Source organism: Bradyrhizobium sp. NP1, from assembly GCF_030378205.1.
Lineage (GTDB): Bacteria > Pseudomonadota > Alphaproteobacteria > Rhizobiales > Xanthobacteraceae > Bradyrhizobium.
The window spans coordinates 23,537-50,209 of sequence record NZ_CP127385.1; the positions used below are offsets into that span (position 1 = coordinate 23,537).

Sequence of the window (26,673 nt, forward strand, 5' to 3'; positions counted from 1 at the left end):
AGGATCCGCTTAATTTCCGGCTGCCAGTTCTGCCTTGTCATGGGTGGCCGCGACGACATCCCGGACGAGATCGGAGACGCCGTCGGCGTCGAGCGGCCAGTTCACCGTCCTGCCGAACCGGACGATCACCAGCCGTTCCGACGGGATGACGATGACGTACTGCCCGATCGATCCCTTGGCGAAGAACGCATCGCGCGGCCAGCCGTGTTCTATCCTGTAATGGGCGCCCCGACTGTCGCCGCGATTGATCCAGAAGCCCGCGCCGTAACCAACGAAGGCGTCCGGCGTGGGCGACGCGGCGTAGTTCGCCCAGCCTGCCGGGAGAATGCGCTTGTCGCCGGCGACGCCGTCGTTGAGATAGAGCAGGCCGAGGCGCGCCCAGTCGCGCGCGGAGGCCAGCATCTCGCCCGATCCCTCCGGCGTGCCGGCGCCGTCGAACTGGACCGTGACATGGCGCATGCCGAGCGGACCAAACAATTCCGCCTGCGCGAAGCGGAGGAAGTCGGCCGGCCTGCCGCCGACGGCGTTCTCGATCAGGCGCGAGAGGATCAGATAGTTGCCGTCGTGATAGTTCCATGCACTGCCGGGCGCAGTTTCAAGCTCCGCGGCTTCGGCGAAAGCCGCCATGTCGGTTTCCAGGAATTTCATCCGGTTGACCGGCTCGAAGGCCGCGCCAAGCGAAGCCTGCAGCGAGCTGCCGAGCGCAAGCCCCGCGGTGTGGCGCAGCAATTGATCGACCGTGATGGCGTGGCGCGGATCATCAGGGCTCTTCCAGGCGGCGACCGGCGCCGGCTGGTCCGGCGCAAGCTTGCCCTCACGCACCATAATGCCTGCGAGCGTCGCGATCACCGATTTCGTGACGGAGAAGCCGAGCAGCGGCGTGTCGATGCCAAGACCCTCCGCATAGCGCTCCGCGACAACGCGGCCGTCCTTCACCACGACAATCGCGCGGGTGCGCTTGAACGGCGGATGCGCGGGCTCGGCAAAGGCGCGATCGAGCGCCGCCGCAAGTCCTGGGTTCTGCGGCGCGACGACCGAGGGTCCTGCGATCTCCGGCAACAGCGCTTGCGCGGCGTCGCTCACCGACGGCGCCGCCACGTCGGCCATTCCCCTGCCGTGATCGAGAGCGCAGCCGAGCTCGCCGCGATAGACGGCATGGCTGCGACCAAAGCCCGCGAGCGTCACCGTGACGTCCTTGCGCGAGCGATCGAGCTTGTAATCGAGTGCCCAGCCGACGAGGCCCGCGCCTGGCACCGCGGCCGTAGTCTCGGCGAAGGTCTTGTCGGGATCGATGCCGGAAACGAAGGTCTCCGAGCAGAGCACGTCGGCGACAAAGCCGGTCACGACTTTCGGCGCATCGCCGCCACGGGCGGCCGACAAGGCGAGCACAGCAAGCACAGCGGTCGCAGCAAGGATCAGAATCGGCCGTCGTTGGATCATGGTTTGCTCCGGCAGTGCGCGTCAGTGCGCACCGGCCAGCAAGCACAGCCCTGCCGCAATCGCTCGCCGAAACCGAAAAAGGCGCGCGCCGATTCCCGATCGCGCCTCGCCGATTCCGAAAATGCCAAGCGATTACAATATGCTGGGCGTCAGGCCGCGGGGACCTTGAGCCTGCGATATTCGCTCGGCGTCACCCCTGTGGTCGCCTTGAAGGCGCGATTGAAGGGACCGAGCGACTGGAAGCCGGCGTCCATCGCGATGGTGATCACGGGCACCTCGGCCTGGGCGGGATCGGCGAGCGCGGCCTTGACCTCCTCGATCCGGTGGTTGTTGAGGAAGACATTGAAGTTGCGATATCCGAGCCGCTGGTTGATCAGCCGCCGCAGTTTGTATTCGGGAATTTTCAGCTTCGCCGCCAGGACGCCGATGGTGAGGTTGTCGTGACGATAGATGCGCTCATCCGCCATCAGGCGCATCAAGGCCTCGATCAGCTTGTGGTCCGCGGCCGAATCCTGCGCGGCCGGGCCTTGAGCGACTGGCCCGGCTGGCGAGGGCGTGAACAGCTCCGCGCCGTCGACATGGATCATCGCGCAGGCAATCGCCGCGACGACGGCGGCGAGCACCGCCGCATTCGCGACATCGGCGATCGCGGCAGCGCCGCTGCCGGACACCCAGATCTGCAGCATCGCATTCATGCCGCCATAGAGCGCGGCCGCCGTCACGATGAAAAGACGCAGGCGACGGCGGCCTTCCACGAGATCCACCGACCAGGACGCAACGGTCTGCCCGACGGCGAGCACGAGAAAACCGAGCGCGAGCAGGTTGATCGCGATGACGGCGATCCGCGCATTGCCCGCCGCCGCCAGCCAGAGGCAATTGACGAAGCTGAATGCGACGACCCCAAGCCAGACCAGCCCATGCCAGGGGCGCAGGACGAACCCATCGTCGAACAGCGCGCGGCAAAACAGCCAGAACACCACGGCATTGCCGGTCGAGGCCGCGATCAGCGGCGCATGCCAGATCGATACGGGCGATGGCGCGCCGATATGCGACGTGAGCGCATGCGCCACGGAGCCGAGCGCAAAAGCGACCGCGAGCCGGCCGCTCAGCGTGCCGCGGAAATCGCGCAGCAGCGACACCGCAAGCGCCAGCAGCAGGGCCACGGTGGCGCTCCGCAGGGCGATATCGAGGGCAACAAGCGACATCGATCAGCTCGGTCCGACGGAAGGAGACCTACGCGAACATCGTCCGCCGCTTCGCATTTTTCAAGCGCCAACCTGCCAGCGCTCGCGCCGCGTCACCCGGAGATCGACGGCATCTCCGGTCAGCTCGATCTCACCGTCGATCGCGACGCCGGGCGTCGCCCGACGCCCCGCCGGGAAACTCCTCAGGCAGGACCCTCGATAATGATGAAATCGGCGTCGGAATATTTTTGGCGGATCCGCTTCGCCGCCTGGTATTCCGGGCTGTCGTAGCAGGCGTTTGCCGTCGCGAGGTCGGCGAACTCGATCACCACGTTGCGGTCGCGCGCCTCGCCTTCCTTCGACTCAAAAGGGCCGCCGCGGACGATGAAACGGGCGCCGAACTTTTCGAAGGACGGCCGCGCCGCGGCGAGATATTCCGGATAGCGCGCCTCGTCGCGCACCGAGACGCGGACGATCCAATAGCCCTTGGGCATGTCGTTCTCCTGTCATTGAGTCATCGGCCGCGGCCGATCCGCCGCCTGCGGTTCGCGATTGCCCGCGCACCCGGCAGGCGTTTTCATCACAGGGAACGCGCCGTGCCAAATAACGGATTGCTGAAGTCAGCCGATCCATTTGTCGCGATCGGTCACCCAGAGGTCGGCGACATGACCGAACAGATCGATCTCGCGGTCGATGCGGGCGCCGAGCCGACGCGCCACGCCCTGCGAGGCGACGTTTTCGCGATCGATGCAGTGGGCGATACGATCGATGTCGAAGGTAGAGAACGACCAGTCGATCGCCGCCCGGGCCGCCTCGACGGCGTAGCCCTTGCCGCGAAAATCCGGCGCAATCCCCCAACCGACTTCAAAGTCCGGCCAGCCCGGCGGCCGCCATGGGCCCACGCGCCCGACAAACGCGCCGGTGCGCTTTTCCTCCACGACGAACATGCCGATCCCGTACAGTGCCCAGTGTCCGGCCATGATCGCCGCGTTGCGCCAGCCGGCAAACGCGTCGGTAATCGGCTTGTTGTCGGCGGTGATGAAGCGGCCGGCCACCGGATCACCGAGCATTGCCGTATTGGCCGCGATGTCGTCGCTGCGCCAGGGCCGCAGGATCAGCCGCTCCGTCTCGGCGACGGGACCGGTGATTTGCGCCAGCGTGGCGCCTGGCTTGAGCGGTGCGATCATGGCGGTTCCTCGGCAACGGGCTTGTTGCGGCAGGAGGTATTGTGGAGCGATGATCCTAACGTGAATGACAACGCTCGCCACAGGCAATTTCCGGCTGCTATCATCCCCGCCCAACCAAGGAGGACATCATGAGCTGGCTTCCCTCCAATGATCCCGTGCTGGGCGATCCCAGGACCTGCGACGCGCTCGACCTCATCATCGTGCCGCGCACCCGCGACCTCGGCGATGGCTTTGCCGTCCGCCGCGCGCTGCCGCATGGCAAGCGCCAGATGGTCGGCCCCTTCATCTTCTTCGACCATTTCGGCCCGGTGCAGTTCGTCGCCGGCAAGGGCATGGACGTGCGCCCGCATCCGCATATCGGGCTTGCCACCGTCACCTATCTGTTCGAGGGCGCGATCATGCACCGCGACAGCGAGGGCAACATCCAGGAAATTGCGCCTGGCGCCATGAATCTGATGACCGCAGGAAAAGGCATCGCCCATTCCGAGCGCACGCCGGACCTGCAGCGAAAGGCCGGCCAGAAGATGCTGGGGCTGCAGAGCTGGATCGCGCTGCCGGCGGGATCGGAGGAGGTCGCGCCCTCGTTCCAGCATTATGCGGCCGGCGAACTGCCGATGATCTCGGAGGCCAACTTCACCGCCCGCGTGATCGCAGGGTCCTCGTTCGGCATCACCTCGCCGGTCTCGATGGTTTCGCCCTGGTTCTACACCGAAGTGACCGCAGCCGCGGGCGCCAGCGTTCCGCTCGACCCCGACCACGAGGAGCGCGCGATCTATCTGGTCGACGGCGAGGTCGAGATTGCGAACGAGCGCTATGAGGGCCCGAAGCTCCTGATCTTCCGTCCCGGCGATCGCATCACCGTGAAGGCGGTGAAACCGACGCGGATGATGTTTCTCGGCGGCGATGCGCTGGAGGGCCCGCGCCATATCTGGTGGAACTTCGTCTCCTCCAGCAAGGAGCGGATCGAGCAGGCGAAACAAGACTGGAAAACCGGCCGTTTCACCCCCGTGCCGCAGGAGCACGAGTTCATTCCGCTGCCGGAATGAGCTAGGCCATTTGAACCCGGTGCGCATGCGGCCACCGGCTTGATGAAAGAGGTGAGTGCGGCGATGGGTCATGAAATCACGACGATGGGCGCGAGCAATCTGCCGCTGCCGAGGCTCGGCCGCGGCAAGGTGCGCGACATCTATGAAGCGGGCGAGGATCGCGTGCTGCTGCTCACCACCGACCGCATCTCGGCGTTCGACGTCGTGATGGGCGAGACGATCCCGATGAAGGGCGCCGTGCTGACGCAGATCTCCGCCTTCTGGTTCAGGAAGCTCGAAGGCGCGGTGCCGCACCACATGATCTCGGCCGATGCCGACGAGATCATCCGTCAGGTGCCGGAGCTGAAGGCCCACCGCGCCGACATTCTCGGTCGCGCAATGCTGTGCCGGCGCACCACCGTATTCCCGATCGAATGCGTGATTCGCGGCTACATTTCCGGCTCGGCCTGGAAGGAATATGCCGCGAGCGGCACACTGGCGGGCGAGAAACTGGCTGCGGGCCTCACCGAAAGCGCCAGGCTCGAGCCCGCGATCTTCAGCCCCGCGACCAAGGCCGAGACCGGGCACGACGAGAACATCACGACCAAGCGGATGCGCGAGATCGTCGGCGGCGATGTGACGGATACGCTGGAGCGGATGACGCGCACGGTCTATGCGCTCGGCGAGGCGGAAAGCCGCGCGCGCGGCATCATCATTGCCGACACCAAGTTCGAATTCGGCCGCGACAGGAACGGCCGCATCATCCTGATCGACGAGGTGATGACCCCGGACAGTTCGCGGTTCTGGGCCGCCGACGTCTATAGGCCCGGACAGCCGCAGCCGAGCTTCGACAAGCAGCCGCTGCGCGACTATCTCGACGCCGAGCGGAAAGCCGGCCGCTGGAACGGCGAGGCACCTCCGCCGCCCTTGCCGGCGAGCGTGGTGGACGCGACCAGCAGGCGCTACCTCGAGGCCTACAGACGCGTGACGGGTTCGGAGCTCAAGATTTGAACGCATGCGAGGAGCGCAGGCTCCGAAGCGATCCAGTCGTCAGACCACCCTTCCTCGCGTTCGCAACGAAAGAAAATTCAGGGAGCGAAAACCATGGCCGAGGCGGACAGCATCCTGGTCGAGCGCGACGGTCCCGTCACCATCGTCTCCATCAACCGGCCGCAGCGCCGCAACGCGGTCAATGGCGCGACCGCACGAAGACTGTTCGATGCGTTCCGCGCCTTCGACGCCGACACTGACGCCTCAGTCGCGGTCTTCACCGGAACCGGCGGGCATTTCTGCGCCGGCGCCGACTTGAAGGCGGTCGCCGAGGGCGACATCGAAAAGAGGCGCGAGGTCGGCGGCCACGACACGATCGCGCCGATGGGACCGAGCCGGCTGCGACTGTCGAAGCCCGTCATCGCCGCAGTCGAAGGCTACGCGGTGGCGGGCGGCATGGAGCTCGCGCTATGGGCCGACATGCGCGTCGTTGCCGACAACGCGACCTTCGGCATCTTCTGCCGCCGCTTCGGCGTGCCCTTGATCGATCTCGGCACCATCCGTCTGCCGCGGCTGATCGGTCACTCGCAAGCCATGGACCTGATCCTGACCGGGCGCCCGGTCGGCGCCGATGAAGCGCTGCGCATGGGCCTTGCCAACCGGCTCGTGCCGTCAGGCGCGGCGCGCGCGGAGGCGATCACGATCGCGAAGCAGATCGCACAGTTCCCGCAGGCCTGCCTGCGCGCCGACCGGCTGTCGGCGCTGCGGCAATGGGATCTCGAGGAAGAGGACGCGATCGCCAACGAGATGCGCGGCGGGCTCGCCGTGATCGCCTCGGGCGAGACGCTGGCCGGCGCGACGCGCTTTGCCTCCGGCGCCGGGCGCCATGGCAGCTTCGGCAAGGGCTGAGTTCCAGGAAAATTGGCCCATCTGCATGCGGCTTCCACCGTGTCACAAGAATATTGTTGTCCGCCCGCAGCGCCGTCACTACGACTGAAGGGGGCATCTGGGGGCAGCTTCGCGTGGTCGATCTCACCATAAGTTCCGCTCCGCGGCTGAAAACCGCGGTCAATGATATTCTCGGCGGCACCGCCGCCAGCGTTCTCACCGTGACTTTTGGACTGTCCTACGCGCTCCTGATCTTCTCAGGTCCGCTGGCCGCCAATCTCTCCTACGGCATCGCCGCCACCTTCATCGCGTCGGCCGCCCTCGGCGCGGTCATCGCGCTTGGCAGTTCGCTGCCGTTTGCGATCGCCGCACCCGAGAGCTCCACCGCGGCGATGACCGCCATCCTGGCGTCGTCCCTGATCGAGCGCATGGCGGCGACCGATCCGGCGGCGCCGGTGCTCGGACCTGTCATCGTCACCTTCGCGCTCGCCAGCATCGTGACCGGCATCGTGCTGTGCGCCTTCGGCGTGACGCGGATGGGCCGCACCATCCGCTATGTGCCTTATCCCGTGGTCGGCGGGTTTCTCGGCGCGACCGGCTGCCTGATCCTGCTCGGCGCCGTCAGGGTCATCACCGGCCACCGGCTTCAGCTCGGCGGCCTCGACCAGTTCGCCAATGCGATGACCTTGTACGAGCTTGCGGCAGCCTGTGCGATGGCGCTTGTGCTCTATCTGACCTGGCATCGCTCGCGCACGCCATTCGGCCTGCCGCTCATCCTGATTGCCGGCACGATCGCGGCGCATATCGTGTTCTGGCTGATCGGCATCTCGTCCACGGAGGCGCAGGCCGCGGGCTGGACCTTTCAACCGCCGCCGCCGGCTTCCTTCCTGTTTCCCTGGAATCCAAAGGAGCTCGGTCACTATCCCTGGTATGCGCTGCCGGACCTCGCCGGCAACCTGATTGCCGTCATCTTCGTGACGGCATCGAGCACGCTGTTCAACGCCACCGGCCTCGAAGTCGCTGCGCATCGCGAAGCCGACCTCGAGCGCGAGCTGAACGTCACCGGGATCGCCAACATATTGAGCGGCGCCGTGGGCGGCTACACCGGCTGCATCTCGGTCAGCCGCTCGATGCTCAACCTGAACGGCGGCGCAACCGGCCGCCTGTCGGGCCTGACTGCCGCCGCGATCTCCGTCCTGATGCTGGAGCTTGCCCCAAAACTGCTCGGCTATATGCCGAAATTCGTGCTCGGCGGCCTTCTGATCTATCTCGGCGCCGACACGGTGCACAAATGGATCGCGCAATCGCGGCGCCGGCTGTCGCGGCTTGAATACCTGTCGCTGCTTGCGATCATCGCGATCATCCTGCAATGGGGTTTTGTCGCCGGCATCCTGATCGGCGTGGTGATCGGCTGCGCAACCTTTGCGCTGAGCGCCTCGCGCATCGATTCCATCAAGTTCGCCTTCGACGGCTCGGAATATCGCAGCTCGCTCGACCGCTCGCGCGACGATCAGGCGGTGCTGTCAGCACATGGCGGCAAGATCCGCGGCCTCAACCTGCAGAGCTATCTGTTCTTCGGCTCGGCCAACCGGCTCTATCAGCACGTCAAGGCGCTGCTCGCGCGCCATCCGGAGTGCCGCTACCTCGTGTTCGATTTCAAGCTGGTCACCGGCATCGACTCCTCGGCCGCCTACAGCTTCGCCCAGATCAAGCGGGCGGCGCAGGAGCGCGGCATCAGGCTCGTGCTGGTGCATCTGCCCGCGGCAGCGGAAAAAGCGCTGCGCTCCAGCGAATTCGTTTCCAGGGATGTCAGCGTGATCAGCGAGCTCGATCATGCGCTCGAATGGTGCGAGAACGAGATCATCGCGCAGCATCAGGGCCGCGCCGAGGAAGAAGCCAATCTGCGCGACTGGTTCACGAAAATCCTCGGCTCCGAGGGGGATGCGATCGAGCTGATCGACCGCTGCGCGCGGCTTGAGGTCGACGCCGGCGAAACCATCGTGCGCGCGGGCGACGCCGCCGATTCCATGCACTTCATCCTCGACGGGCGAGTCGGCATCATGGTCCCGGCCGACAATGGTGCCACCACGCGGGTGCGCAGCCTCGGCCGCTACACCACGATCGGCGAGATGGGGCTGGTGTCGCAGGCGCCGCGCAGCGCCACTATCCAGGCCGAGATCGCGAGCGTGCTGTACGTGCTCGGCACGCATCAGTTCGAGGCGATCAAGGCCGAGAATCCGGCGCTCGGCCAGAAGCTCCTGACCTATTTCGTCACCGTGATGGCCGAGCGGCTCACCTTCGCCAACCGCACCATCGCGGTGCTGCGGCGCTGAGATGACCGGAAGCGAAAATGAAAAAGGGCAACCCGGCGGCACTGGCGCCGGATTGCCCGTTGTTGAACCGATGATGCGTCAGATGCCGGCCATCATCACATATTTGATCTCGACATATTCTTCCATGCCGTAACGGGAGCCTTCGCGCCCGAGACCACTTTCCTTCACGCCCCCGAACGGCGCGACTTCCGTAGTGATCAGGCCGGTGTTGACGCCGACCATGCCGGACTCCAGCGCTTCCGCCACGCGCCAGACCCGGCCGAGGTCGCGCGAATAGAAATAGGAGGCAAGGCCGAACGGCGAGTTGTTGCACATCGCCACCACCTCGGCCTCGTCCTTGAAACGGAACACCGGCGCGAGCGGGCCGAACGTCTCCTCATGCGCCACCAGCGCATTGGGGCTGACATTGGCGAGCACGGTCGGCTCGAAGAAGCTGCCGCCGAGCGGGCTGCGCTTGCCGCCGGTGACGATCTTGGCGCCGCCCTTGACCGCGTCGGCAATGTGCTTCTCGACCTTCTCGACCGCTTCCATGTTGATCAGCGGTCCCTGCGTGACGCCCGCCTCGGTGCCGTCGCCGATCTTCATCGCCGCGACCTTCTTGGAGAGCTTCTCGACGAACTGATCGTAGATCTTGTCCTGCGCGTAGAGGCGGTTGGCGCAAACGCAGGTCTGGCCCATGTTACGGTATTTCGAGACCATCGCGCCTTCGACCGCGGCATCGATGTCGGCATCGTCGAACACCACGAAAGGCGCATTGCCGCCGAGCTCGAGGCCGAGCTTCTTCACGCCGACGGAGGCCTGTTCGTAGAGGATCTTGCCGACCTCGGTCGAGCCGGTGAAGCCGACGAAGCGCACCGCCGGATGCTCGCACAGGACCTTGCCGATCGCCGAGGAGTTGCCGGTCAGCACGTTGAGCACGCCCTTCGGCACGCCGGCCTTCTCCGCGAGCGCCACCAGCGCGAGCGCCGTGAGCGGCGTTTCGTTGGCGGGCTTCAGCACCACGGTGCAGCCGGCCGCGAGCGCCGGCGATACCTTGCGGGTGATCATCGAGCACGGAAAATTCCAGGGCGTGATCGCGCCGCAGACGCCGATCGGCTGCTTGATCGCGAGCAGCCGCGCATCAGGCCGCTGCGTCGGGATGGTCTCGCCATAGACGCGGCGCGCTTCCTCGGCGAAGAATTCGACATAGGCGCCGCCGATATCGATCTCACCGAGCGCTTCCGCGAGCGGCTTGCCCTGCTCGGAGGTGAGGATCAGCGCAAGATCCTCGCGGTTGGCGATGATCAGCTCGAACCATTTGCGCAGGATGTTGGAGCGCTGCTTGGCGGTGAGCTTCGCCCACGCCGGAAACGCGCGCTCGGCGGCTTCCACCGCCTTCGTCGCCTCCGCCGTGCTCATGACGGGGATCTTCGCAAGCTCGGCGCCGTTGGCCGGGTTGTTGACCGGGCGGGACGGCGTGCCGACCCACGCGCCGTCGATAAAGCAGCGGTCGCGCAGCAGCGAAGCGTCCTTAAGCCGGCCTTGCAGCGAGGTTGCGGGTTGTGAAGCGCGTGCGGCAGCGGTCGGGGTCATGGCGTTACTCCTCGGATATTTTTGGGCTGTCGTCCAAGTATAGGGACTTATCAGACGCAATGCACCCGCCCTTCCGGAAGGCGGGTTGCTTCAATGCATCCTGGGCAGGCTGGGCGCGATCAGGCCGCGCCGCTCATATAGGTGTCGCGGCGTCCGATCATGCGTTCCGCGGCCGCCTTGGCATCCGCCTTGGTGGAGGTTGCGCAGGTGCGGTATTCGAGTTCCGGAACGGCTGTGCTCCCGCGGCGACTGAACCAGGACTTCGAACTGACCTGCAGCAGCGCCAGGGCCTGTGCGACATTATCGACCGCGCCGAACGAATGCAGCGCGCCGGAGCCGGCGAAACGAACCTCATAGATGCCGGGTGAAATCGGCGCTTCGATGTTTTCGCCGCGCCCAGGCCGCGGATATCGCTTCCATTCGCTCCAGGTGGAGATCATGACTGCCCCCTCGCGGTGCCGCCGCACCGCTAATCTTTGAATCAAAATGTCGCAGCGGCGGCGCCGATTCGACTGCGTTATGAACGCCTTACTGAAAAAAATAGGTACTGAACGCGCCGTCGCAAGGAGCTTATCGCCACGAATTTTAGGGGTCACCCGCCCGGGCCGGCTATGCACCGCAGATTGTGGCGAAGTGTTGCAGTTCTGTACCGGCTCTGCGCCGCCGTGGCGCCCCGATCACGAAGCCGCGACCCTGCGCCGCAACGAAGTGCCGGTGCTTGCAGGCCGAAACAACCGGGACAAAAATCGCAACACAATAAACAAGCGGGAGACGCCCATGCCGAGCAGTACAGAGATCGATCAGGTTTTGCGTCAGAAGGCCGAGGCGAAGGAGATCCCCGGCGTGGTGGCGATGGCCGCCACGGGGAACGAGGTGATCTACCAGGGCGCATTCGGCAAGCGCGACCTTTCCAAGCCCGATGCGATGACGCCGGACAGCGTGTTCTGGATCGCCTCGATGACGAAAGCGATCACCACCGCCGGCGCCATGCAGCTTGTCGAGCAGGGCAAGCTCGCGCTCGACACGCCGATCGGCAAGGTGCTGCCCGATCTCGCCTCGCCGCAAGTGCTCGAGGGCTTTGATGCCAAGGGCGAGCCAAAACTCCGGCCGGCGAAGAAACCAATCACGCTGCGTCTGCTCATGACCCACACCGCCGGCTTCTGCTACGACATGTGGAGCGGCGACATGGTGCAATACCTGGCGAAAACAGGGCTTCCCAGCATCACCACCTGCAAGAACGATGCGCTGAAGACGCCGATCATGTCGGATCCCGGCACGCGCTGGGAGTATGGCACCAATATCGACTTCGTCGGCAAGGCGGTGGAAGCCGTGAGCGGCAAGCGCCTCGACGCCTATTTGCGCGACAATCTCTTTGTCCCGCTCGGCATGAACGATACGAGCTTCAGGCTTTCGGCAGACCAGCGCAAGCGGCTGGTCGGCATGCATGCGCGCGGACCGGATGGATCGCTCGCACCGATCCCGTTCGAGATGGAGCAGGAGCCGGAATTCTTCATGGGCGGCGGCGGGCTTTACAGCACCGCCGGCGACTACATCCGCTTCACCCAGATGATCCTGAACAAGGGAAAGGGCAACGGCAGCCAGCTATTGAAAGCGGAAACGGTCGCGACGATGGCCCAGAACCATATCGGCGAGCTCAGCGTGACCAAGATGGTCTCGGCCGTGCCCGGCGCCACCAACGATGTCGATCTCTATCCCGACATGGTGAAGAAGTGGGGACTGAGCTTCCTCATCAACACCGCCAAGACGCCGGAGGGCCGCAGCGCAGGCAGCCTCGCCTGGGCCGGGCTCGCCAACACCTACTACTGGATCGATCCGTCGCGCGACGTCGCGGGCGTGATCCTGATGCAGGTGCTGCCGTTCGCCGACAGGCTGTGCCTGGAGGCCTTCGCGGGCTTCGAGCGCGGCGTCTATGCCGGACTCGGCGCCGCCGGCGGCAAGAAGGCAGCGTGAGCAAGCAGCGCTCTCTCCTTCCCTCCCCCCCTCACGGGGGAGGGTCAGGCAGGGGCGTGAAATGCGATGCCCCCACCCAGCGCGCTCTGCGCGCCACTCTCCCCACAAGGGGGAGGGATAAGAAGCTACACGGGCAGGCCGTTCTGCTTCGCCAATTCCTTGAGCGAAATCTGCGGCCGTGCGCCGATGTGCTGGATCACCTCGGCGGCGGCAAGCGCGCCAAGCCGCGCGGCATTCTCGAAACCGGCGTTGCGCACGAGGCCGAACAGAAAGCCCGAGGCGAACAGGTCGCCGGCGCCCGTGGTATCGACCAGCCGCTCGATCGAGAAGGCCGGCACGGCAACCACGCCGTCATTTGATGCCACCATGCAGCCCTTTTCGCTGCGGGTGACGACGGCAAGCTTCACGTCCTTGCGGAGCTGCGCCAGCGCCGCGTCAAAATCCGAGGTCTGATAGAGCGAATGCAGCTCGGCCTCGTTGGCGAACACGAGATCGACGGTGCGCTCGCGCATCAGCTCGAGGAATTCGCCGCGATAGCGATCGACGCAGAAGGAATCCGACAGCGTCAGCGCGACCTCGCGGCCCGCACCGTGGGCGATCGTCGCCGCCTTGACGAAGGCATCCTTGGCGTTCTTCGGATCCCACAGATAGCCTTCGAGATAGACGATCCTCGACGCCGCGATCGCCGCAGGCTCGATATCATCGGGCGTCAGATCCTGCGCCGCACCGAGATAGGTGTTCATGGTGCGCTCGCCATCGCCGGTGATCAGGATGTAGGAGCAGCCGGTGGCCGGGCCGCCTGTCGCAGGCCTGGTGTCGAACGCGACGCCGGCGGCGCGGATATCATGGGTGTAGAGCCCGCCGATCTGATCCTGCTTGACCTTGCCGACATAGGCGGCGCGGCCGCCGAAGCTCGCCACGCCGACGATGGTGTTGGCCGCCGAGCCGCCGGACATCTGCGTCGCCGGGCCCATGTCGCGGTAGATGGCCGCCGCGCGCACTTCGTCGATCAGCGTCATGCTGCCCTTGGTCATGCCGTGATCGACGAGAAACTTCTCGTCGGCCCGGACCAGCACGTCGAAAATCGCATTGCCGATCGCGAGAACGTCGTATTTGGCTTCAGCCATGCCAGGAGAGTCCCGTTGGGATAACCGCGAAAGGCTGCGGCCTATCACAGCCGGGGCTGTTATAGAAGCCTAATGATACGCTCGCTCCTCACGGTATCCCTCGGCACGCTTTCCTCGCGGCTGCTCGGATTTGCGCGCGATTCCCTGATCGCGGCGCTATTGGGCGCGGGTCCCGCGGCGGACGCCTTTCTCGCCGCGTTCCAGCTCGTCAACGTGGTCAGGCGCCTGTTGAGCGAGGGCGCACTGAACGCGGCGCTGGTGCCGGCCTGGCTGCGCGCTCGCGAAGCCGCAGGCCCCGCGGCAGCGGCAGCCTTCGCCGGGCGCGTGCTCGGCACCATCAGCGCGGCCCTGGTCGTGATCTCGGCCGTGGCGGCCATCCTGATGCCGCTCGTGATCGTCGCCTTCGCCCCCGGCTTTGTCGGACACGAGACGCTGCAGCTTGCCACCGGCAACGCGAGGCTGATGCTGCCCTATCTCGCTTTCGCCGGCCCCGTCACCGTGATGCTCGCGCTGTCGAGCGCACAGGGCCGCTTCGCGCTCGCGGCGTTTTCGCCTGTCCTGTTCAACATCACCCTGATCGCGGTGACGGTGGCGCTGTTCGCGCTCCACCTGGACGCTGGCCGCGCGGCGCTGGTGATTGCCGCCGCGGTCGGCATCGCCGGCCTGCTGCAACTGCTGGTGCTTGGCCTGCGCCAGGGGGATCGCGTCGCAACGCCGCTGCGGATCGCGTTCGACAAGGAGATGCGCGTCTTCCTCACCCGGGCGATGCCCGGCATGGCAGCAAGCGCCGGGCCGCAGCTTTTCGTCGTCGCCGGCGCCATCGTCGCCTCGTCATCGCCTTCCGCGGTGTCATGGCTCTACTTCGCCAATCGCCTGATCGAGCTGCCGCTCGGCATTGTCGGCGTCGCCATGGGCATGGTGCTGGTGCCGCAGATGACGCGGGCGTTGCAGCGCCAGGACGACGGCGCCATTGCGGAAGCGGAATCGCGGGCGCTCGAGCTTGCGGTCGGGCTTGCGCTTCCGGCAACGCTCGGCCTGATCGCGCTGAGCGAACCGATCGTGCGGCTGCTGTTCGAGCACGGCGCCTTCACCGCGACCGACACGGCGGCGACCGCACAGGCGCTGATCTGGCTGTCATTCGGACTCCCGGCGCAGGTCGCGGTCAAGTCGCTCTCGCCGGCATTCTTTGCCCGAGAGGACACGCTGACGCCGCTGTTTGCGATGCTGCAAGGTATCGCGGTCGCGATCGCGGCGGCGCTGGCGCTCAATCATTTCCTCGGGCTTTCCGGCATCGCCGCCGCGCTCGCGCTGGGAGCATGGGCCAACGCGCTGGTCCTGATGCGCCGCGGCGCCGCCACATTCGGATTTTCGATCGACGCGGCGGCGCGGCGCCGGCTGCCGCGCATGACGGCGGCGGCGCTGGCGATGGGCGCGCTGCTCTGGCTCGGCAGGGCCGCGATGCCGGCGGCCGACCATGGGCTGGCGCAGGCCGCCATCCTGGCGGCGCTGATCGCGGGCGCGATCCTGGTCTACGGTCTTTGCCTGACCCTGTTCGGCGTCACCGGCTGGCGCCAAACCGTTAACGCCATCAGGCAGGCGCCGCCGCACGACTTGCGCGCGTAAGGCGAGCGTGGCAAACGACGGCGCGACATCAGGCAGACTGGAACAAGGACCATGGCCAGGGTTGAGCGGGTTTTTTCGGGCGTGCAGCCGACGGGCAATCTGCATCTCGGCAACTATCTCGGCGCGATCGTCAATTTCGTGAAGCTGCAGGAAAACCATAACTGCATCTATTGCGTCGTCGATCTGCACGCGATCACCCAGCCCGTGTCCGTCTGGGGCGGCCCGACCGAGCTTGCCCGCAACATCCGCGAGGTGACGGCGGCATTCATCGCGAGCGGCATCGATCCGAAGAAGCACATCGTCTTCAACCAGAGCCAGGTGTCGGGCCATGCCGAGCTCGCCTGGCTGCTCAACTGCGTGGCGCGGATCGGCTGGCTCAACCGCATGACGCAGTTCAAGGAGAAGGCTGGCAAGGACCGCGAGAACGCTTCCGTCGGACTGTACGACTATCCGGTGCTGATGGCGGCCGACATCCTGCTGTACCGCGCAACGCATGTGCCCGTGGGCGAAGACCAGAAGCAGCACCTCGAGCTCGCGCGCGACATCGCGCAGAAGTTCAACAATGATTTCGGCGATTCGGTGCGGACCCACGGCTTTGCCGACGGCGAGTTCTTCCCGCAGCCGGAGCCCCTGATCACGGGGCCGGCGACGCGGGTCATGTCCTTGCGCGACGGCACCAAGAAGATGTCGAAATCCGATTCGTCGGACAATTCGCGCATCAACCTGACCGACGACGCCGACACCATCGCGCAGAAGATCCGCAAGGCGAAGACCGATCCGGAGCCGTTGCCGTCGGAGGAGAAGGGACTGGAGACGCGCCCCGAAGCCGACAACCTCGTCGGCATCTACGCCGCGCTCGCCGGCCGCACCAAGCAGGACGTGCTGCGCGAATTCGGCGGCGGGCAATTCTCCAGCTTCAAGAACGCGCTGGCCGAGCTCTGCATCGCCAAGCTCGCGCCGATCGCCACCGAGATGAAGCGGCTGACCGCGGACCCCGGCCATGTCGATTCCATCCTGATCGAAGGCGCAAGCCGCGCGGGCGCGCTCGCCGAGGAGACGATGAAGGCTGCCAAGGACATCATCGGCTTCGTCCGCAAGCCCTAAATTGTTGCGCTACGACCCTCTCCCAAAGCGAGAGGGAGTGTGGCACGATGCGATCTCGATGGCTTGGCGCAGCACCGGGACATGCATGACCACCCAGCGACGAAGCTACGAGACCGGTCACAAGCCGAAATGCCTTGTCATCGTCGACGACACCGCGGAATGGGACCGCGCCGTCTACTACGCCAGCCGCTGGGCGATGCGGGCCGGCGGCGGCGTGGTGATGCTGCGAATCGTCGAGCTGGAGGACCAGAACCAGCAGTGGCTGGGGGTTGCCGACATCATGCGCGCCGAGGCGCATGAGACGGCCAACGAGGCGCTCGACCGCGCCGCCGGCCGCGTCAACGGCATCGCCGCCATCACGCCGGAGCGGGTGATCCGCGAGGGCGACGCGATCGAGCAGATCCTCGACGTCATCGAGCAGGACCCCGACATAGCCGTCCTGGTGCTGGCGGCAAGTCCCGGCGCCGAGGGGCCGGGACCGATCATCACCGCCATGGTGCAGGCTGTCGGCTCGTTCCCGATCCCGATCACGCTGATCTCCGGCGACCTCTCCGACGCCGCCATCGAGGCGCTGTCCTGACGCCCTCGTCCGGCGCCCACGCATTTCGCGCAACCCAGGCTTTCGCCTGAAAATACAATGTTTTGCACCCTTGACCGTGCTTTTGCCGTCGCCATTTGGTAGACAGGACGCACGCGCCGGCCTTGAACCGGCGACGCCGGAGAAAACCATGTTCATCCAGACCGAAGCCACGCCCAACCCCGCGACCCTGAAGTTCATTCCGGGGCGCCTCGTGCTCGATGCCGGCACGATGGAATTTTCGACCCCCGAGGCGGCCGCCCGCTCCCCGCTCGCCGAACGGCTGTTTGCCGTGCCTGGCGTCACGGGCGTGTTCTACGGTTCCGACTTCATCACCGTGACCAAGGCCGACGGCGACTGGCAGCATTTGAAGCCCGCGATCCTCGGCGCGATCATGGAACATTACATGTCCGGCGCGCCGCTGCTCGCCGACGGCAGCACGGCCAGCGACGACGCAGCCGACGAGGCTGACGAGTTCTACAACGAGGCCGATACCGAGACGGTCGAGATGATCAAGGACCTGATCGAAACCCGGGTGCGGCCGGCGGTCGCCAATGACGGCGGCGACATCACTTTCCGCGGCTTCAAGGATGGTGTGGTCTATCTCAACATGAAGGGCGCCTGCTCGGGCTGCCCGTCGTCGACCGCGACCTTGCAGCACGGCATCCAGAACCTGCTGCGGCATTTCGTGCCCGAGGTGGTCGAAGTCCGCCCGATGTGACCAGGAGAGGCGAATGGCGAACAGCGGGCGGCGAATAGCGCTCCGCGCTGATCACCCACTCGCCATTCCCTATTCGCCATACGCGTTGCCATGCTGATTCTCGCCATCGATACGGCGCTCGACGCCTGCGCGGCGGCGGTGCTCGACACCGATGAAAACCGCGTCATCGCGCAGGAGTCGCAACCGATGAAGCGCGGCCATGCCGAAGCGCTGATGCCGCTGATCGGCCGCGTCATGCGTGAGGCCCGCCTGCCGTTTGCCGCGCTCGATCGCGTGGCGGCGACCACGGGGCCCGGCAGTTTCACGGGCTTGCGCGTCGGCCTTTCCGCGGCGCGCGGCATCGCGCTTGCGGCAGAGAAGCCCGTGGTCGGCGTGACCACGCTCTCCGCTTTTGCCGCGCCCGTCGTCAGCGAAAGCAACGAGCATCCGGTGATCGCCGCAATCGATGCGCGGCACGATCAGGTCTATTTCCAGGTCGTCAGCGGCAACGGCACCGCGCTGGTGGCGCCGCAGGTTGCACCGATCAGCGAGGCACTGCTCGCCTGGCGGTTCGGCCCGCCGCATCTGGTCGGCAACGCGGCCAGGCTGCTCGCCGACCGCTGGCCCGAGCATGCAGCGGCGCCTTTCAAGGTCGACCCGCAGCCGGCGCCCGATATCGCCTGGGTGGCGTGGCTCGGCGCCGCGGTCAATCCGGAAACGGCGCCGGCGCGGCCCTATTATCTGCGCGCGCCCGACGCCAAGCCTTCGCAGGACGGCCATCCCGTGCAAACTGCCGCGTCATGATGGCCTGGCTTTCGGCGTGGTGGAGCGGCGGCAAGCCGGCGGTCGAAACGGCGACCGCACGCGACGCGCCGAAGCTTGCGCAGCTTCACGCGGCCTCCTTCCATCGCGGCTGGGGCGAGGCTGAATTCGAAGGCATGATGCGCGAGCGCAACACGCTCGTTCATCGCCTGCGCGCCGGGCGAAAGCTGATCGGCTTTGCGGTGTCGCGGATGGGCGCGGACGAAGCCGAAATCCTGTCGGTCGGGATCGATCCCGCCCATCGCGGCCGCGGCCTGTCGCGCGAGCTGTTGCTGACCCATCTGGGGCATCTGGCGGGTCGGGGGGTGCGCGCGGTATTTCTGGAAGTGGAGGAAAACAACCTCCCGGCGCGCAGGCTCTATGAACGGGCCGGATTTAGCGTGGTCGGCCGCCGCGAACGCTATTACCGGCAAGCCGGCGGGGAACAATTGAACGCGCTTCTGATGCGCCGGGACTTGTCGTAAACTGGGGGAAATGACAAAACGCGCCGCAGCCAAAGGAACCCATGACCGTCCTCAAATCGCCGTCGGCTACGAAAGCTACCGCAATCGAGGCGCGCTGCGCCGCGACCGGCATGCGCATGACCGAGCAGCGTCGCGTGATCGCCCGCGTGCTGGCGGAGGCCATTGACCACCCCGACGTCGAGGAGCTGTACCGGCGCTGCGTCGCGGTCGACGACAAGATCTCGATCTCCACCGTCTATCGCACCGTCAAGCTGTTCGAAGACGCAGGCATCATCGAGCGGCATGATTTCCGCGAGGGCCGCGCGCGCTATGAGCAGATGCGCGACAGCCACCATGATCACCTGATCGACCTGCGCGACGGCAAGGTGATCGAGTTCACGTCCGAAGAGATCGAGAAGCTGCAGGCGGAGATCGCGCGCAAGCTCGGCTACAAGCTGGTCGATCACCGGCTCGAGCTCTATTGCGTCCCGCTGGACGACAAGTCCCAAAGCTAATGGTCCGATTCCAATACTCGCATCCCGTTGCGGCAGGCGCTTTTTGCGAATGTTGGGATCAAAGCACCACGAGCAAAATATTGTTTCTAGTGGAGCTTGGGATTTGACGTTCGCATCAACCACTCGCGGCGAGGGGAAGGCGAACGTCAAATCCGCTCCACTAGTGGTCCGATTCCAATACTCGCATCCCGTTGCGGCAGGCGCTTTTTGCGAATGTTGGGATCAAAGCACCACGAGCAAAATATTGTTTCTAGTGGAGCTTGGGATTTGACGTTCGCATCAACGACTCGCGGCGAGGGGAAGGCGAACGTCAAATCCGCTCCACTAGTGGTCCGATTCCAACATTCGCATCCCGTTGCGGCAGGCGCTTTTTGCGAATGTTGGGATCAAAGCACCACGAGCAAAATATTGTTTCTAGTGGAGCTTGGGATTTGACGTTCGCATCAACGACTCGCGACGAGGGGAAGGCGAACGTCAAATCCGCTCCACTAGTCGATCTCGTCATCTTCGATTGCGACGGCGTGCTCGTCGACAGCGAGGTCATCTCCTGCCGCGCGCATGCGCAGGTGCTGAGCCGCAACGGTTACCCGATCACGCCGGAGCAGGTGTTTGCCCGTTTCCTCGGCCGTTCCGCGCGGCAGGCGACGCTCGAAATCGAGGCCGAGATCGGCCGCAGGCTGCCCGAGGATTTCCATCAGCAATTGCGCGGCGAGCTATACGGATTGTTCGAGGCCGACCTCAAGGCCATCCCGCACATCCATGATGCGCTCGACGCCATCGTGCTGCCGGTCTGCGTGGCCTCGAGCGGCTCGCACCGACGCATGCGCATCAGCCTCGGCGCGACCAGGCTGTTCGACCGCTTCGCACCCAACATCTTCTCGGCCTCGGAGGTTGAGAATGGCAAGCCGGCACCGGATCTGTTCCTGTTTGCGGCGAGCCGGATGCAGGCGCGGGCCGACCGTTGCCTCGTGATCGAGGACAGTGTCGCCGGGATTGCCGCGGCGCGCGCGGCCGGCATGAGGGTGCTGGGATTTTGCGGCGGCAGCCACTGCGAGCCGGGCTATGATGAGGCGCTGCGGGCGGCCGGCGCTTTCCTGACCTTTGATGACATGCGGCAATTGCCCGCGCTGATTGCGCAGGCCCGCGCCCAGATGGCAGCCGAATGACAGCCCGCCGCGCTGGATTTTCGCCTCACTAACCTATATTTGAGCAGCGTTTCACTCACCAAACCGAGTTCCATGACGGCGCCGCGCAAGCTGCACATCAAGTCCTATGGCTGCCAGATGAATGTCTACGATGCGCAGCGCATGGTGGATACGCTGGCGGCCGAGGGCTTTGTCGAAACGGCCAGCGCCGATGATGCCGATCTCGTCATCCTCAACACCTGCCACATTCGCGAAAAGGCGTCCGAAAAAGTCTATTCCGAATTGGGGCGGCTGCGCCAAGCCAAGGATGACGCCGCGCGAGATGGCCGCGCGATGACCATCGCGGTCGCCGGCTGCGTCGCACAGGCCGAGGGCGAGGAGATCGTGCGGCGCGCGCCGGTCGTCGATGTCGTGGTCGGCCCGCAGAGCTACCATCATCTGCCGCAGCTGCTCGCGCGCGCCAGGACCGACGGCGTTGCGATCGAGACGGAATTCCCGGCCGAGGACAAGTTCGGCGTGCTGCCGCAGCCGAAGCCCGAAGCGATCCGCGCGCGCGGCATTTCCGCGTTCGTCACGGTGCAGGAAGGCTGCGACAAGTTCTGCACCTTCTGCGTCGTGCCGTATACACGCGGCGCCGAAAGCTCGCGGCCGGTCGGCAAGGTCATCGACGACGTGACGCGGCTCGCCGATCACGGCGTGCGCGAGATCACGCTGATCGGCCAGAACGTCAACGCCTATCACGGCGAAGGGCCGGACGGGCGAAGCTGGCCGCTCGGCCGGCTGCTCGAGCGCCTGGCCAGCATTCCCGGCATCATGCGCCTGCGCTATTCGACCAGCCATCCGCGCGACGTCGATGACAGCCTGATCGAGGCGCATCGCGATATTCCCGCCGTCATGCCCTTCGTGCACCTGCCGGTGCAATCCGGCTCCGACCGGATACTTGCCGCGATGAACCGCAGGCATACCGCGGCCGATTATTGCGCCGTCGTCGACCGATTCCGCGCCGTGCGCCAAGATATTGCATTTTCATCGGATTTTATCGTCGGCTTCCCCGGCGAGACGGGGGAAGATTTTTGCGCCACTCTCGCGCTTGTCACGCAAATCGGATACGCTGGCGCCTATTCGTTCAAGTATTCGCCGCGGCCGGGAACCCCCGCGGCGGAGATGCGGGAGATGGTGTCAGCAGCCGAGATGGACGAACGATTGGCGCGGCTTCAGGAATTGATCGACAGCCAGCAATCGGCCTTCAACACGGCTGCGATCGGCAAGACTGTCGACGTGCTGTTCGAGCGTGGTGGCCGCTATGACGGCCAGATTGTCGGACGCACCGCCTACCTTCAGCCTGCGCATGTCATGGCGCCGAACGACATCATCGGGCAGGTCATACCGGTGAAAATCGACAGCCTCGAACGCTACAGCCTGCTCGGCGAGCTTGCGGCGCCTGTGTCCCGGCCAGCCCAGTCCCCTGTGACCATTGGAGCCTGAAACCCTTGCCAAAAAGCGCATCGGATTCACCCTCACTCGCTCCCAACCGCAAATTCGACCGCGACATGCAACTTCCGCCCGAGACGCAGGTCGTCATCGACTTCGACGACAACCGCGCCGCCTCCGCCCTCGTCGGCCCTTACGGGCAGAACTTGGCGCTGATCGAGCGCCGACTCGGCGTGGTCGTGGATTCCCGCGGCAATCACATCACCATCGCCGGCTCACGCGACGGCTGCGACGCTGCGCGGCGTGTGCTGGAGGCGCTCTACGCGCAGGCCGTGCAGGGACATGACCTCGACCAGGGCGAGGTCGAAGGCGCGATCCGCGCCGTGATCGCGCAGGGCTCGCTGTTCGAGTTCGACGCCAAGGCGGCGAAATCGGCGTTCGAGATCATCAACCTGCGCAAGCGTCCGGTGCGGGCGCGTACCGCCGCGCAGGACTCCTACGTCCGCGCGCTCAAGCGGCATGAGCTGGTGTTCGGCGTCGGGCCGGCCGGCACCGGCAAGACCTGGCTCGCGGTCGCCCATGCCGCGCAACTGTTCGAGCGCAAGGAAGTCGACCGCATCATCCTGTCGCGGCCGGCGGTGGAAGCCGGCGAGCGGCTCGGCTTTCTGCCGGGTGACCTGCGCGAGAAGGTCGATCCCTATTTGCGGCCGATCTACGACGCGCTCTACGATCTGATGGACGCCCGCATCGTCGAGCGCGCGCTGCAGACCGGCGAGATCGAAATCGCGCCGCTCGCCTTCATGCGCGGGCGCACCCTGACCAACGCCGTGATCATCCTGGACGAGGCGCAGAACACGACGTCGATGCAGATGAAGATGTTCCTGACTCGCCTGGGCGAGAACAGCCGGATGATCGTCACCGGCGATCCCTCGCAGGTCGACCTGCCGCACGGCCAGACCTCGGGACTTGCCGAAGCGACCCGGCTGCTCGACGGTGTCGACGGCATCGCTCAGGTCAGGTTCACGGCCGAGGACGTGATCCGTCACGAGTTGGTGGCGCGAATCGTCGCCGCCTACGAGCGATCGCCTTCCCCAAGCAGGCCGCAAGGCTAGGTAACGGGCCGGAGCCGTTCCGGCCGAAGAAAATTCCGCACGATGCCCCATGCTGTTCTTCCCATGACTGAGGTGATGGTCGCCGCCGATTGCTGGCGGGCGGAGCCTGAGGCCGAAGCGGTGATCCAGCGTGCGATCGCGGCGGCGGCCGAAACCATCGAGGAAGAGGTCGCGGACGCCGAGCTTGCGGTCATGCTGACCGACGATGCCGGCATTCGCACGCTCAACGCCAACTGGCGCGGCATCGACAAGCCGACCAACGTGCTGTCGTTTCCGGCGCTGCAGCCGGAACACGCCGGCGGTCCCGACGACGCGCCGCGCATGCTCGGCGACATCGCGATCGCCTACGAGACCCTGCGGCGGGAAGCCGATACGGAAGGCAAGCCGTTCGATCATCATTTGAGCCACCTTGCCGTCCACGGCTTCCTGCACCTGATCGGCTACGATCACGAGACCGATAACGAGGCGGAAGTGATGGAGGCGCTGGAGCAGGAGATCCTGGCGCAGCTCGGCATTCCCGATCCCTATGCGGAGCGGATGAACTGAAATGCCTGACTCCGACCCGATCCACGACAATCCCCGCAACACGCGCAACCTGCCCGCGGTGGTCGAGCCCGGCGCGGTCGCGCGCCCGGGCGCGGAAGGCTGGCTGAGCCGCGCGATCCGCTCCCTGTTCGGATGGAAGCCGGGATCGGTGCGCGACGATTTGCAGGTCGTGCTCGACGCCTCGACGCCCGACGACGCGGGCTTTACCGCGGTCGAGCGCACCATGCTGCGCAACATCCTCAGCCTGCATGAGCGGCGCATCGCCGATGTCATGGTGCATCGCGCCGACATCGTCGCGGTCAAGCGCGACATTCCCCTCGGCGAGTTGATGGACCGCTTCGAAAGCGCCGGTCATTCGCGCCTCGTCGTGTTCAACGAAACGCTCGACGACCCCGAGGGCATCGTTCACATCCGCGACCTGCTCGCCTTCATGACCGCGAAGGCGCGCGTGCCGGAGACGACCAAGGCGCGGCGCAAGAAGCCGTTCCCCGCCGGCCTCGACCTGCGCGCCGTCGACCTTTCGATGCCGCTGTCCGAAGCCAACATCATCCGCAAGCTGCTCTACGTGCCGCCATCGATGCGCGCGATCGATCTGCTTGCGCAGATGCAGGCCACGCGCATTCACCTGGCGCTGGTGGTGGACGAATATGGCGGCAGCGACGGGCTGGTCTCGCTCGAGGATATCGTCGAGCAGATCGTCGGCGAGATCGACGACGAGCATGACAACGACGAGCCGCCCGCGATCGTGCGGCAGCCCGACAATTCATTCATCGCCGACGCCCGCGCCAGCCTCGACGACGTCCGCGCCGTGATCGGCCAGGACTTCGTCACCGGAGAGGCCGGCGAGGAGGTCGAAACGCTCGGCGGCTATCTCGTCAGCCATGTCGGGCGCGTGCCGGTGCGCGGCGAGGTGATTTCCGGCCCCGCCAATTACGAGGTCGAAGTGCTCGACGCCGACCCGCGGCGGGTGAAACGCCTGCGCATCGCCACGCGCAAGGAGCGACAGCCGCCGCGCACGCAGCGCGAGAGCCGCCGCCGCGAGGCGCCGCAGGACCCGGGCCAGACGCAGACCGGCGACCATTCCGGCCCGCCGCCCAACGACGGGACCGGCACACCGTGAAGATGATGGACAAGCTGCGCGCCGCCGCGCTGTGGATCGTGCTCATTTGGGGCTGGAAGCGCGCCGCGGTGGCGTTCCTTGCCGGCGCGCTGTCGGTGCTTGCGATGGCGCCGTTCAATGCCTGGCCGGTGCTGCTCGTGACCTTCCCCGTGATGGTCTGGCTGATCGACGGCGCCGGCGCCGGGAAATGGCGCGGCGTGCCGGCGGCGGCGATGTCCGGCTACTGGTTCGGGCTCGGCTACTTCGTGTTCGGGCTGTACTGGATCGGCTACGCCTTCCTGGTGGATGCTGCGACCTTCGCCTGGCTGATGCCGTTCGCGATCTTCGGCCTGCCCGCCTATCTCGCGCTGTTCACCGCCTTCAGCTTCGCATTGGCGCGCCTGATCTGGCCGCGCGACGTCGCGCGCGTGATCGCGCTTGCGGCATGCCTCACCATCGGCGAATGGCTGCGTGGCCAGCTCTTGACCGGCTTTCCATGGAATGCATTCGGCTATGCTCTGGCGGCCCCGCTGCCGTTCGCGCAGACCGCGTCGCTCGTCGGGCTATGGGGACTGACCTTCCTCGCGGTCGCGATCTTCGCAAGCCCCGCCGTGCTGATCGAAGGCGCTTCGCGCGGCCGCAGGCCATGGATCGCGCCGCTCGCGGCGCTGATCGTGCTGGTCGCGATGGGGGCGTTCGGCGCGATCCGGCTGTCGCAGCATCCGACCGCAGTCGTTGCCAACGTCAAGCTGAGGCTGATGCAGCCCGACCTGCAGCAGGACGAGAAGTTCAACTACTCCGCCAAGGCGGCGGTGATGCGGCGATACCTGACGTTGTCGGATCGCGCCTCGGGCCCGCAATCGACCGGGGTGCGCGACGTCAACATCCTGATCTGGCCGGAATCGGCATTTCCCTTCTTCCTCACGCGCGAGCCGGATGCGATGGCGCAGATCGCAGCGCTGCTGCCCAAGGGCACGGTGCTGATCACCGGTTCGGTGCGGGCGCCCGACCTGCCGCCCGGCACACGCATCACGCGCGCCTACAACTCGATCTACGTCATCGATCATGATGGCAATGTGCTGTCGATCTACGACAAGCTGCATCTGGTGCCGTTCGGCGAATTCCTGCCGTTCCAGAACCTGATGGAGAAGGTCGGCTTCGAGCAGCTCACCAAGGTGCAGGGCGGGTTCATCCCCGGCACGATCCGCCGCCCGCTGCCGCTGCCGAACGCGCCGAGCGCGCTGCCCTTGATCTGCTACGAGGCGGTCTTTCCGGCCGACATCGCGACGCAAGGCGAGCGTCCGGGCTGGATCGTCAACCTGACCAATGACGGCTGGTTCGGAATCTCGACCGGACCGTATCAACATCTGGCGCAGGCGCGGCTCCGCGCGATCGAGCAGGGCTTGCCCGTGGTCCGTGCCGCCAACACCGGCATATCCGCGGTACTCGATCCGGTGGGACGTATCGTCGCGCGGCTCGGTCTCGGCGTCGAGGGCGTGCTCGATTCGACGCTGCCGACGACGATCGCCCCGACGCTCTACGCGCGCTTCGGCGACATCCCCGCCGCGATCATGGTCGGCGCCGCGCTGGTCTTCGTGCTGCTGCGACGGCGCGCGAAACGCCGCTGAGGCGCGATTGGCCGAGATCGCAGCGGCGCCGGCCGCTTTCGCGCACAACCTCGCTTTTCGGAAAAATCGTGGCCCGCGCTTTCGGATCACACTAGCGACTGCGTGATATTCTGGCTTTTTTCCGGTTGTCAGCAGAAATTCCTGCGGTTGACAGGACGACACGGTCGTTCGCATTCTTCGGCTCTGAAAGAATCCTGTCAGTTCATTGCTC

General features: G+C 65.8%; 25 protein-coding genes. 18 read left to right on the forward strand and 7 right to left on the reverse strand.

The features are described from left to right. Positions 1–9: 9 nt before the first annotated feature. The 4 genes from QOU61_RS00085 to QOU61_RS00100 all read right to left on the reverse strand — a co-directional run bounded on the left by QOU61_RS00085 (position 10) and on the right by QOU61_RS00100 (position 3,811). On the reverse strand, positions 10–1,440 hold the full coding sequence (locus tag QOU61_RS00085; protein ID WP_289656133.1) for a serine hydrolase domain-containing protein: 1,431 nt from the start codon (positions 1,438–1,440) through the stop codon (positions 10–12). A gap of 149 nt (positions 1,441–1,589) precedes the next feature. Continuing rightward, the gene (locus tag QOU61_RS00090) at positions 1,590–2,645 is read right to left on the reverse strand and encodes an AraC family transcriptional regulator (RefSeq protein WP_289656134.1); all 1,056 of its coding nucleotides are present in this window, start codon (positions 2,643–2,645) and stop codon (positions 1,590–1,592) included. Positions 2,646–2,827: 182 nt separating this feature from the next. After that, positions 2,828–3,118 carry a DUF1330 domain-containing protein gene (locus tag QOU61_RS00095; RefSeq protein WP_289656135.1) on the reverse strand — a complete coding sequence of 97 codons (291 nt, stop codon included), beginning with the start codon at positions 3,116–3,118 and terminating at the stop codon, positions 2,828–2,830. 126 nt (positions 3,119–3,244) lie between these two features. Then, positions 3,245–3,811: a GNAT family N-acetyltransferase gene (locus tag QOU61_RS00100; protein WP_289656136.1), complete on the reverse strand. Its 567-nt coding sequence runs from the start codon at positions 3,809–3,811 to the stop codon at positions 3,245–3,247. Between the two features lie 128 nt (positions 3,812–3,939). Between QOU61_RS00100 and QOU61_RS00105 the strand changes: the two genes are divergently transcribed. The 4 genes from QOU61_RS00105 to QOU61_RS00120 all read left to right on the forward strand — a co-directional run bounded on the left by QOU61_RS00105 (position 3,940) and on the right by QOU61_RS00120 (position 9,047). Continuing rightward, positions 3,940–4,857: a pirin family protein gene (locus QOU61_RS00105; RefSeq protein ID WP_289656137.1), complete on the forward strand. Its 918-nt coding sequence runs from the start codon at positions 3,940–3,942 to the stop codon at positions 4,855–4,857. 75 nt (positions 4,858–4,932) lie between these two features. Next, positions 4,933–5,847, forward strand: coding sequence for a phosphoribosylaminoimidazolesuccinocarboxamide synthase (locus tag QOU61_RS00110; RefSeq protein ID WP_289662115.1), 915 nt, complete (start codon positions 4,933–4,935; stop codon positions 5,845–5,847). A 93-nt stretch (positions 5,848–5,940) separates the two neighbouring features. Then, a complete protein-coding gene (locus QOU61_RS00115) occupies positions 5,941–6,735 on the forward strand; it encodes a crotonase/enoyl-CoA hydratase family protein (protein WP_289656138.1) in 795 nt (264 codons plus the stop codon). A 113-nt stretch (positions 6,736–6,848) separates the two neighbouring features. Beyond that, the gene (locus QOU61_RS00120) at positions 6,849–9,047 is read left to right on the forward strand and encodes an SLC26A/SulP transporter family protein (RefSeq protein WP_289662117.1); all 2,199 of its coding nucleotides are present in this window, start codon (positions 6,849–6,851) and stop codon (positions 9,045–9,047) included. Between the two features lie 78 nt (positions 9,048–9,125). Here QOU61_RS00120 and QOU61_RS00125 read toward each other — a convergent pair whose 3' ends face one another. Both QOU61_RS00125 and QOU61_RS00130 read right to left on the reverse strand, forming a co-directional pair. Then, a complete protein-coding gene (locus tag QOU61_RS00125) occupies positions 9,126–10,619 on the reverse strand; it encodes an NAD-dependent succinate-semialdehyde dehydrogenase (protein WP_289656139.1) in 1,494 nt (497 codons plus the stop codon). Between the two features lie 119 nt (positions 10,620–10,738). Then, positions 10,739–11,059 carry a hypothetical protein gene (locus QOU61_RS00130; RefSeq protein ID WP_289662118.1) on the reverse strand — a complete coding sequence of 107 codons (321 nt, stop codon included), beginning with the start codon at positions 11,057–11,059 and terminating at the stop codon, positions 10,739–10,741. A 337-nt stretch (positions 11,060–11,396) separates the two neighbouring features. Here QOU61_RS00130 and QOU61_RS00135 point away from each other — a divergent pair, with 337 nt between their 5' ends. Further along, a complete protein-coding gene (locus QOU61_RS00135) occupies positions 11,397–12,590 on the forward strand; it encodes a serine hydrolase domain-containing protein (RefSeq protein WP_289656140.1) in 1,194 nt (397 codons plus the stop codon). Between the two features lie 125 nt (positions 12,591–12,715). On the opposite strand, the gene QOU61_RS00140 is transcribed toward QOU61_RS00135, so the two are convergent. After that, positions 12,716–13,717 (reverse strand): adenosine kinase, encoded by a 1,002-nt coding sequence (locus QOU61_RS00140; RefSeq protein ID WP_289656141.1) that lies wholly within the window; start codon positions 13,715–13,717, stop codon positions 12,716–12,718. A gap of 72 nt (positions 13,718–13,789) precedes the next feature. On the opposite strand from QOU61_RS00140, the gene murJ reads away from it, so the two are divergent. The 13 genes from murJ (at position 13,790) to lnt (ending at position 26,462) form a co-directional block, all read left to right on the forward strand. Beyond that, positions 13,790–15,340: a murein biosynthesis integral membrane protein MurJ gene (murJ, locus tag QOU61_RS00145; RefSeq protein WP_289656142.1), complete on the forward strand. Its 1,551-nt coding sequence runs from the start codon at positions 13,790–13,792 to the stop codon at positions 15,338–15,340. A 51-nt stretch (positions 15,341–15,391) separates the two neighbouring features. Further along, positions 15,392–16,444 carry a tryptophan--tRNA ligase gene (gene trpS, locus QOU61_RS00150; RefSeq protein ID WP_289656143.1) on the forward strand — a complete coding sequence of 351 codons (1,053 nt, stop codon included), beginning with the start codon at positions 15,392–15,394 and terminating at the stop codon, positions 16,442–16,444. An 85-nt stretch (positions 16,445–16,529) separates the two neighbouring features. Continuing rightward, on the forward strand, positions 16,530–17,024 hold the full coding sequence (locus QOU61_RS00155) for a universal stress protein (RefSeq protein WP_289656144.1): 495 nt from the start codon (positions 16,530–16,532) through the stop codon (positions 17,022–17,024). 148 nt (positions 17,025–17,172) lie between these two features. Next, positions 17,173–17,742: a NifU family protein gene (locus QOU61_RS00160; RefSeq protein ID WP_289656145.1), complete on the forward strand. Its 570-nt coding sequence runs from the start codon at positions 17,173–17,175 to the stop codon at positions 17,740–17,742. Between the two features lie 90 nt (positions 17,743–17,832). Beyond that, positions 17,833–18,525 carry a tRNA (adenosine(37)-N6)-threonylcarbamoyltransferase complex dimerization subunit type 1 TsaB gene (tsaB, locus tag QOU61_RS00165; protein WP_289656146.1) on the forward strand — a complete coding sequence of 231 codons (693 nt, stop codon included), beginning with the start codon at positions 17,833–17,835 and terminating at the stop codon, positions 18,523–18,525. Further along, complete coding sequence (gene rimI / locus QOU61_RS00170; protein ID WP_289656147.1) at positions 18,522–19,007, forward strand: ribosomal protein S18-alanine N-acetyltransferase; 486 nt, start codon at positions 18,522–18,524, stop codon at positions 19,005–19,007. Before tsaB ends, rimI begins: the two co-directional genes overlap by 4 nt. Positions 19,008–19,048: 41 nt before the next feature. Continuing rightward, positions 19,049–19,501: a Fur family transcriptional regulator gene (locus QOU61_RS00175; RefSeq protein ID WP_289656148.1), complete on the forward strand. Its 453-nt coding sequence runs from the start codon at positions 19,049–19,051 to the stop codon at positions 19,499–19,501. A gap of 431 nt (positions 19,502–19,932) precedes the next feature. After that, positions 19,933–20,667 (forward strand): HAD family hydrolase, encoded by a 735-nt coding sequence (locus tag QOU61_RS00180; RefSeq protein WP_289656149.1) that lies wholly within the window; start codon positions 19,933–19,935, stop codon positions 20,665–20,667. A gap of 72 nt (positions 20,668–20,739) precedes the next feature. Beyond that, positions 20,740–22,131, forward strand: a complete 1,392-nt coding sequence (gene miaB / locus QOU61_RS00185) for a tRNA (N6-isopentenyl adenosine(37)-C2)-methylthiotransferase MiaB (protein WP_289656150.1) — start codon at positions 20,740–20,742, stop codon at positions 22,129–22,131. A 65-nt stretch (positions 22,132–22,196) separates the two neighbouring features. Further along, complete coding sequence (locus QOU61_RS00190) at positions 22,197–23,189, forward strand: PhoH family protein (RefSeq protein ID WP_289656151.1); 993 nt, start codon at positions 22,197–22,199, stop codon at positions 23,187–23,189. Positions 23,190–23,252: 63 nt separating this feature from the next. Then, entirely contained in the window at positions 23,253–23,735 is a 483-nt protein-coding gene (gene ybeY, locus QOU61_RS00195; RefSeq protein WP_502876867.1) for an rRNA maturation RNase YbeY, read from the forward strand. A 1-nt stretch (position 23,736) separates the two neighbouring features. Further along, a complete protein-coding gene (locus QOU61_RS00200; RefSeq protein ID WP_289656153.1) occupies positions 23,737–24,855 on the forward strand; it encodes a hemolysin family protein in 1,119 nt (372 codons plus the stop codon). Next, a complete protein-coding gene (lnt, locus tag QOU61_RS00205; protein WP_502876868.1) occupies positions 24,852–26,462 on the forward strand; it encodes an apolipoprotein N-acyltransferase in 1,611 nt (536 codons plus the stop codon). The genes QOU61_RS00200 and lnt overlap by 4 nt, the downstream gene beginning before the upstream one ends. The last annotated feature ends 211 nt before the right edge of the window (positions 26,463–26,673 follow it).

Bases quoted from the DNA above. Each gene is read 5' to 3' on its own strand.
- QOU61_RS00130 (WP_289662118.1), bottom strand. From the start codon at position 11,059: ATGATCTCCACCTGGAGCGAATGGAAGCGATATCCGCGGCCTGGGCGC.
- QOU61_RS00155 (WP_289656144.1), top strand. From the start codon at position 16,530: ATGACCACCCAGCGACGAAGCTACGAGACCGGTCACAAGCCGAAATGC.
- QOU61_RS00140 (WP_289656141.1), bottom strand. From the start codon at position 13,717: ATGGCTGAAGCCAAATACGACGTTCTCGCGATCGGCAATGCGATTTTC.
- QOU61_RS00090 (WP_289656134.1), bottom strand. From the start codon at position 2,645: ATGTCGCTTGTTGCCCTCGATATCGCCCTGCGGAGCGCCACCGTGGCC.
- QOU61_RS00095 (WP_289656135.1), bottom strand. From the start codon at position 3,118: ATGCCCAAGGGCTATTGGATCGTCCGCGTCTCGGTGCGCGACGAGGCG.
- trpS (WP_289656143.1), top strand. From the start codon at position 15,392: ATGGCCAGGGTTGAGCGGGTTTTTTCGGGCGTGCAGCCGACGGGCAAT.
- ybeY (WP_502876867.1), top strand. From the start codon at position 23,253: ATGACTGAGGTGATGGTCGCCGCCGATTGCTGGCGGGCGGAGCCTGAG.
- QOU61_RS00160 (WP_289656145.1), top strand. From the start codon at position 17,173: ATGTTCATCCAGACCGAAGCCACGCCCAACCCCGCGACCCTGAAGTTC.
- miaB (WP_289656150.1), top strand. From the start codon at position 20,740: ATGACGGCGCCGCGCAAGCTGCACATCAAGTCCTATGGCTGCCAGATG.
- QOU61_RS00100 (WP_289656136.1), bottom strand. From the start codon at position 3,811: ATGATCGCACCGCTCAAGCCAGGCGCCACGCTGGCGCAAATCACCGGT.
- QOU61_RS00175 (WP_289656148.1), top strand. From the start codon at position 19,049: ATGACCGTCCTCAAATCGCCGTCGGCTACGAAAGCTACCGCAATCGAG.
- QOU61_RS00200 (WP_289656153.1), top strand. From the start codon at position 23,737: ATGCCTGACTCCGACCCGATCCACGACAATCCCCGCAACACGCGCAAC.
- QOU61_RS00115 (WP_289656138.1), top strand. From the start codon at position 5,941: ATGGCCGAGGCGGACAGCATCCTGGTCGAGCGCGACGGTCCCGTCACC.
- murJ (WP_289656142.1), top strand. From the start codon at position 13,790: ATGATACGCTCGCTCCTCACGGTATCCCTCGGCACGCTTTCCTCGCGG.
- QOU61_RS00085 (WP_289656133.1), bottom strand. From the start codon at position 1,440: ATGATCCAACGACGGCCGATTCTGATCCTTGCTGCGACCGCTGTGCTT.
- QOU61_RS00190 (WP_289656151.1), top strand. From the start codon at position 22,197: ATGCAACTTCCGCCCGAGACGCAGGTCGTCATCGACTTCGACGACAAC.
- tsaB (WP_289656146.1), top strand. From the start codon at position 17,833: ATGCTGATTCTCGCCATCGATACGGCGCTCGACGCCTGCGCGGCGGCG.
- rimI (WP_289656147.1), top strand. From the start codon at position 18,522: ATGATGGCCTGGCTTTCGGCGTGGTGGAGCGGCGGCAAGCCGGCGGTC.
- QOU61_RS00125 (WP_289656139.1), bottom strand. From the start codon at position 10,619: ATGACCCCGACCGCTGCCGCACGCGCTTCACAACCCGCAACCTCGCTG.
- QOU61_RS00105 (WP_289656137.1), top strand. From the start codon at position 3,940: ATGAGCTGGCTTCCCTCCAATGATCCCGTGCTGGGCGATCCCAGGACC.
- QOU61_RS00135 (WP_289656140.1), top strand. From the start codon at position 11,397: ATGCCGAGCAGTACAGAGATCGATCAGGTTTTGCGTCAGAAGGCCGAG.